Below are 5,963 nucleotides of genomic sequence, written 5' to 3'. Positions count from 1 at the left end.
CTGAAGAAGGTCGACCCGCCGCTGTTCCTCAAGGCGCTGGCAGTCGGCGAGATCGCGGTCGGTGCCGCCCTGCTCGCGCCGGTCGTCCCGGCGTGGACCGCGGGCGCCGGCCTGACGGCGTTCTCCGCCGGGCTGCTCGGGGTGTATGCCAAGACGCCCGGACTGCGCGAGGGCCTGCGGCCGACGCAGGCCGGCCTCCCGATCGCCAAGGACGTGTGGCTGGCCGGCATCGGCGTGAGCCTGCTGATCGACGCCGCGTCCGACCGCCGGGGCAGGCGCAAGGCTGCGAAGGCCGCCCGCTCCGCCACGGCCTAGTCCGACCCCGAGCGAGGACCCCTCCGACCGCCCACCTGAGAGACTGCCCCCCATGGCCACCCACCCCACCGCCGACACCCAGGTGCTCGCGGGCCGCCCCTTCCCGCTGGGTGCCCACCCCGAGGCCGGAGGCGTGCGCTTCGCGGTCGCCAGCAGCGTGGCCGACAAGGTCGAGGTGTGCCTCGTCGACGACGACGGCAACGAGCGCCGGATCGAGCTGCCGGAGCGGACCTTCGGGGTGTGGCACGGGCTGGTCCCCGGGGTGACGCCCGGCCAGAAGTACGGCTTCCGGGTCCACGGGCCGTACGAGCCCAAGACCGGCCTGCGCTGCAACCCGGCCAAGATCCTCGTCGACCCCTACGCCCGGCGGATCTCCGGAGCGCTGACGGACCTGGCGGCGGCCTACGGCTACGCCGACGACCCCGAGGGCGTCGAGCCCAGCGCGGTCGACTCGTTGGGCAGCGTCCCCCTCAGCGTCGTCACGAGCCCCGGCGGTCCGGACACCGGGGTCAAGCCCGACATCCCGTTCGAGGAGACCGTCGTCTACGAGCTGCACGTCAAGGGCTTCACGGCGCAGCACCCCGACATCCCCGAGCCCCTGCGCGGCACCTATCTCGGCCTGGCCCACCCCGTCGCGATCGACCACCTGCTGCGCCTCGGCGTGACGAGCGTCGAGCTGCTCCCCGTGCAGGCGTTCTGCGACGAGCCCTCGTTGATCCGGGCTGGCCGGCACAACTACTGGGGCTACTCGCCGCTGGGCTACTTCGCCCCGCACGCGGGCTACGCCAGCGAGGCCGGCCGCGAGGTCGAGGAGTTCCGCACGATGGTCGCGGCGCTCCACGCGGCGGGCATCGAGGTCATCGTCGACGTCGTCTACAACCACACGTGTGAGGGCGGTCCCGACGGGCCGACGCTGAGCTTCCGCGGCTACGAGGCGCCGGCCTACTACCTGCACGACGACGACGGCCACATGGCCGACATCACGGGCTGCGGCAACACGATCGAGGCGGCCTCGCCGACCGTCATCCGGCTGGTGACCGACTCGCTGCGCTACTGGGCCACCGAGCTCGGCGTCGACGGCTTCCGCTTCGACCTCGCCAGCACCCTGGGCCGTCCGCGCGGCGGCGAGTTCGACCGCGACTCGGCGCTGCTGACCGCCATCACGACCGATCCGGTGCTGTCCCGCTGCAAGCTCATCGCCGAGCCGTGGGACGCGACGGGGGAGGGCTATCAGGTCGGCTACTTCGCCGCCCAGTGGGCCGAGTGGAACGGCGTCTACCGCGACACGATCCGCGACTTCTGGCGCGGCGAGACGGGCGTCGACGACCTGGCCTACCGCCTGACGGGGTCCTCCGACCTGTACGACCACAGCCTGCGTCGCCCGTGGCAGTCGATCAACTTCGTCGACGCCCACGACGGGTTCACGCTGCGCGACCTCGTCTCGTACGACGGCAAGCACAACGACGCCAACGGCGAGGACAACCGCGACGGCACCAACGACAACCGGTCGTGGAACCACGGCGTCGAGGGCGAGACCGACGATCCCGCGGTCACCGCGCTGCGGGCCCGCCAGGCGCGCAACCTGTTCGCGACCCTGATGCTGTCGACCGGGACGCCGATGTTCGTCGCCGGCGACGAGCGGTGGCGCACCCAGGGCGGCAACAACAACGCCTACTGCCTGGACGACCCGACGTCGTGGGTCGACTGGACCGCGACGGAGGAGTCCGAGGCAATGCTGTCGTTCGCCCGCCGGGTCATCTTCCTGCGCGCCGACAGCCCCGCGCTGCGCCAGCCCGAGTTCTTCGACGGCCGGACCACCCCGACCGGCCGCCCCGACCTGATCTGGCTGCGCCCGGACGGCGAGGAGGTCGACGAGGCCGCCTGGGCCGATCCCGAGTGCCGGACCCTCGGCATGTGGATCGACGGGTCCAACAGCCAGTCGCGCACCCGAGAGGGCGAGCTGCTGGTCGATCACTCCTGGCTCCTGCTGGTGCACGCCGGCGCCGACCCGATCGACGTCACGCTGCCGGGCCCGGAGTTCGGCACGACGTTCGAGCCGGTGCTCGACACGACGACCCAGGACGGTCGTCCGGCCTCGGAGGAGCCGCTGTCGGCGGGAGGCGCCGTGACGCTCGAGGGACGCTCGTTGCTGCTGCTCAAGGCGCCGCGTGAGGAGTCCGACACCGCTGCCACCGTTTGACCTGTTGCGCGACCGGGCACCACTGGCAGGGTGGGACCAGAAGCACACCACGACGACGCAGAGCGGAGAGCGCTTCACATGACGGGTCGACTCGGCATCGATGACGTACGGCCCGAGGTGGCCGGCGGTCGGGATCCTTCCAAGGCGGTCGTGGGCGAGCACGTCCCGGTCACCGCCACGGTGTGGCGGGAGGGGCACGACGCCGTCGCCGCGACGGTCGTGTGGTCCGGGCCCGACGGCGTGGAGCGGCAGACCCGCATGGCCGAGCGCGGCACGGGCCTGGACCTGTTCGCCGCGACGATCGTGCCCGACGCCGTCGGCGCGTGGACGTTCCGCGTCGACGCGTGGGGTGACCCGTGGGCGACCTGGACGCACGCCGCCTCGGTCAAGCACGCCGCCGGCCAGACCGCCGCGGAGATGGCCAACGACCTCGAGATCGGCGCCCGGCTGCTTGACCTCAAGGCCCCCGCCGGCCGCGGCAGGCACGTCCTCAAGGACGCCGCCGCGGCGTTGCGCGCGACCAAGCTGCCGCTCGACGACCGGCTGTCGGTGGCCCTCGGTGCCGAGGTCCAGCAGCTGATGCACGACGACCCGGTCCGCGAGCTCGTGACGCAGGGCGTGCCGCACACCCTCTGGGTCGACCGCGGCCGTGCCGCGTACGGCTCGTGGTACGAGCTGTTCCCCCGTTCGACGGGCGGGGTGGACAAGAAGGGCCAGCCGCGGCACGGCACGCTCCGGACCACGGCCACGGCGCTCGACCGGGTTGCGCGGATGGGCTTCGACGTCATCTACTTCCCGCCGATCCACCCCATCGGGCGGGTCAACCGCAAGGGCAAGGACAACACCCTGACCCCGACCAAGGACGATGTCGGCTCGCCGTGGGCGATCGGCGCCGCCGAGGGCGGGCACGACGCGATCCACCCGGACCTGGGCACGTTCAAGGACTTCGACGCCCTGGTCAAGCGCGCCCGCGAGCTCGACCTCGAGGTCGCCCTCGACCTGGCGCTGCAGGCCGCGCCCGACCACCCGTGGGCCACGCAGCACCCCGAGCTCTTCACGGTCCTGCCCGACGGGACGATCGCCTACGCCGAGAATCCGCCGAAGAAGTACCAGGACATCTACCCGCTCAACTTCGACAACGACCCCGAGTCGGCATACGCCGAGATGCTCCGGATCACGATGGCGTGGGTCGACCGCGGCGTCCGGATCTTCCGGGTCGACAACCCGCACACCAAGCCGACGAGCTTCTGGGCGTGGCTCATCGCGACGGTCAAGCAGACCCATCCCGACGTGCTGTTCCTCGCCGAGGCGTTCACCCGGCCGGCCCGGCTGTACGGGCTGGGGCGCGCGGGCTTCACGCAGAGCTACACGTACTTCACGTGGCGGACCACGAAGGCCGAGATCGTCGAGTTCGGCGAGCAGATCCGCGACCGCTGGGACGAGTCACGGGCCAATCTGTTCGTCAACACCCCCGACATCCTGCCCGAGCACCTGCAGGTCGGCGGCCCGGCGATGTTCGCGATCCGAGCGGCGCTCGCCGCGACGCTGTCGCCGACGTGGGGCGTCTACTCCGGGTTCGAGCTGTACGAGCACGAGCCGCAGAAGCCCGGCAGCGAGGAGTACCTCCACTCGGAGAAGTTCGAGCTGCGCCCCCGTGACTACGAGGCCGCACTGGCGGAGGGACGCTCGCTCGAGCCGTGGATCACCCGGCTCAACGAGATCCGGCGGGCCCACCCCGCCCTGCAGCAGATGCGGACCCTGCACTTCCACGACGTCGACCACGAGGCGCTGCTGGCGTACTCCAAGGTCGATCCCGAGACCGGCGACACGGTGCTCGTGGTGCTGTCCCTGGACCCGCACGAGGCGCGCGAGGGCACGGTGCACCTCGACCTGCCGGCGCTGGGCCTGGACTGGGGTGACCGGGTCATTGCGCACGACGAGGTGACCGGTGAGACGTACGACTGGGGGGACGCCAACTACGTGCGCCTGGACCCCGTGCGCGCCGTCGCGCACGTGCTGAGCCTGCAGCCGAGGACGACGTTCTGATGACCGACGAGATGGAGACCATGACTCACACGACACCCGCCCCCGACGCCGCGCTGACCGGGCTGGAGGAGACCCCGCACACCGGTGAGGCTGTCGAGGACGACGGCACGCTGGTCGAGCCGCAGGCCGAGGACTTCGAGCACGCCGAGCAGGCGCCGAGCGATCCGGACTGGTTCAAGCACGCGGTGTTCTACGAGGTGTTGGTGCGCGCGTTCGCGGACTCCAACGGCGACGGCACGGGCGACCTGCGGGGGCTCGCCGGCAAGCTGGACTACCTGCAGTGGCTCGGCGTCGACTGCCTGTGGCTGCCGCCGTTCTACGCCTCGCCGCTGCGCGACGGCGGCTACGACATCAGCGACTTCCGCGCCGTGCTGCCGGAGTTCGGGACGGTCGACGACTTCGTCTACCTCCTCGAGGAGGCGCACAAGCGCAACATCCGGGTCATCACCGACCTGGTCCTCAACCACACGTCCGACGCGCACCCGTGGTTCCAGGCGTCGCGCAACGACCCCGACGGGCCCTACGGCGACTACTACGTGTGGAGCGACGACGACTCGGCCTACTCCGACGCGCGCGTCATCTTCGTCGACACCGAGTCGTCCAACTGGACGTACGACCCCGTCCGTGGCCAGTTCTTCTGGCACCGCTTCTTCAGCCACCAGCCCGATCTCAACTTCGAGAACGCGGAGGTGCGGGAGGCCATGATCGACGTCCTGCGCTTCTGGCTCGACCTCGGCATCGACGGCTTCCGGCTCGATGCCGTGCCCTACCTGTTCGAGGAGGAGGGCACCAACGGCGAGAACCTGCCGCGCACGCACGAGTACCTGCGGGAGGTCCGTGCGACGGTCGACCGGGAGTATCCCGGCCGGATCCTGCTGGCCGAGGCCAACCAGTGGCCCGCCGACGTCGTGGAGTACTTCGGCAACCCGGACGTCGGCGGCGACGAGTGCCACATGGCATTCCACTTCCCGCTCATGCCGCGCATCTTCATGGCGGTCCGGCGCGAGTCGCGGTTCCCGATCTCGGAGATCCTGCAGCAGACCCCGGAGATCCCATCCGGCACGCAGTGGGGCATCTTCCTGCGCAACCACGACGAGCTGACGCTCGAGATGGTGACCGACGACGAGCGTGACTACATGTACCAGGAGTACGCCAAGGACCCGCGGATGAAGGCCAACATCGGCATCCGCCGGCGGCTCGCGCCCCTGCTCGACAACGACCGCAACCAGCTCGAGCTGTTCACGGCGATGCTGCTGAGCCTGCCCGGCTCACCGGTCCTGTACTACGGCGACGAGATCGGCATGGGCGACAACATCTGGCTCGGCGACCGCGACGCCGTCCGCACGCCGATGCAGTGGTCGCCCGACCGCAACGCGGGCTTCTCGCGTTCCGACCCGGGCCG

Annotated in this window: 3 protein-coding genes and 1 pseudogene; all 4 read left to right on the top strand. The window is 70.9% G+C overall.

Annotated elements, in window-relative coordinates:
* A pseudogene (locus JWQ91_RS15690) lies at positions 1–315 on the top strand (hypothetical protein); the annotation flags it as partial.
* A gap of 52 nt (positions 316–367) precedes the next feature.
* The gene (gene glgX, locus JWQ91_RS15685) at positions 368–2,515 is read left to right on the top strand and encodes a glycogen debranching protein GlgX (RefSeq protein ID WP_297786270.1); all 2,148 of its coding nucleotides are present in this window, start codon (positions 368–370) and stop codon (positions 2,513–2,515) included.
* A gap of 78 nt (positions 2,516–2,593) precedes the next feature.
* A complete protein-coding gene (locus JWQ91_RS15680; RefSeq protein WP_297786267.1) occupies positions 2,594–4,561 on the top strand; it encodes a maltotransferase domain-containing protein in 1,968 nt (655 codons plus the stop codon).
* Positions 4,561–5,963, top strand: a 1,403-nt coding sequence (gene treS / locus JWQ91_RS15675; protein ID WP_297786264.1) for a maltose alpha-D-glucosyltransferase, incomplete at its 3' end; no start/stop codon positions are given. The genes JWQ91_RS15680 and treS, both read left to right, overlap by 1 nt.

This window comes from Aeromicrobium sp., from assembly GCF_025965075.1.
Lineage (GTDB): Bacteria > Actinomycetota > Actinomycetes > Propionibacteriales > Nocardioidaceae > Aeromicrobium.
Note: the sequence above shows the minus strand (reverse complement) of the source record. Positions and strands in the feature narration are given on the sequence as shown.

What these genes read in the sequence shown, in the direction of transcription:
- glgX (WP_297786270.1), top strand. Translation starts at nt 368, where the DNA reads ATGGCCACCCACCCCACCGCCGACACCCAGGTGCTCGCGGGCCGCCCC.
- JWQ91_RS15680 (WP_297786267.1), top strand. Translation starts at nt 2,594, where the DNA reads ATGACGGGTCGACTCGGCATCGATGACGTACGGCCCGAGGTGGCCGGC.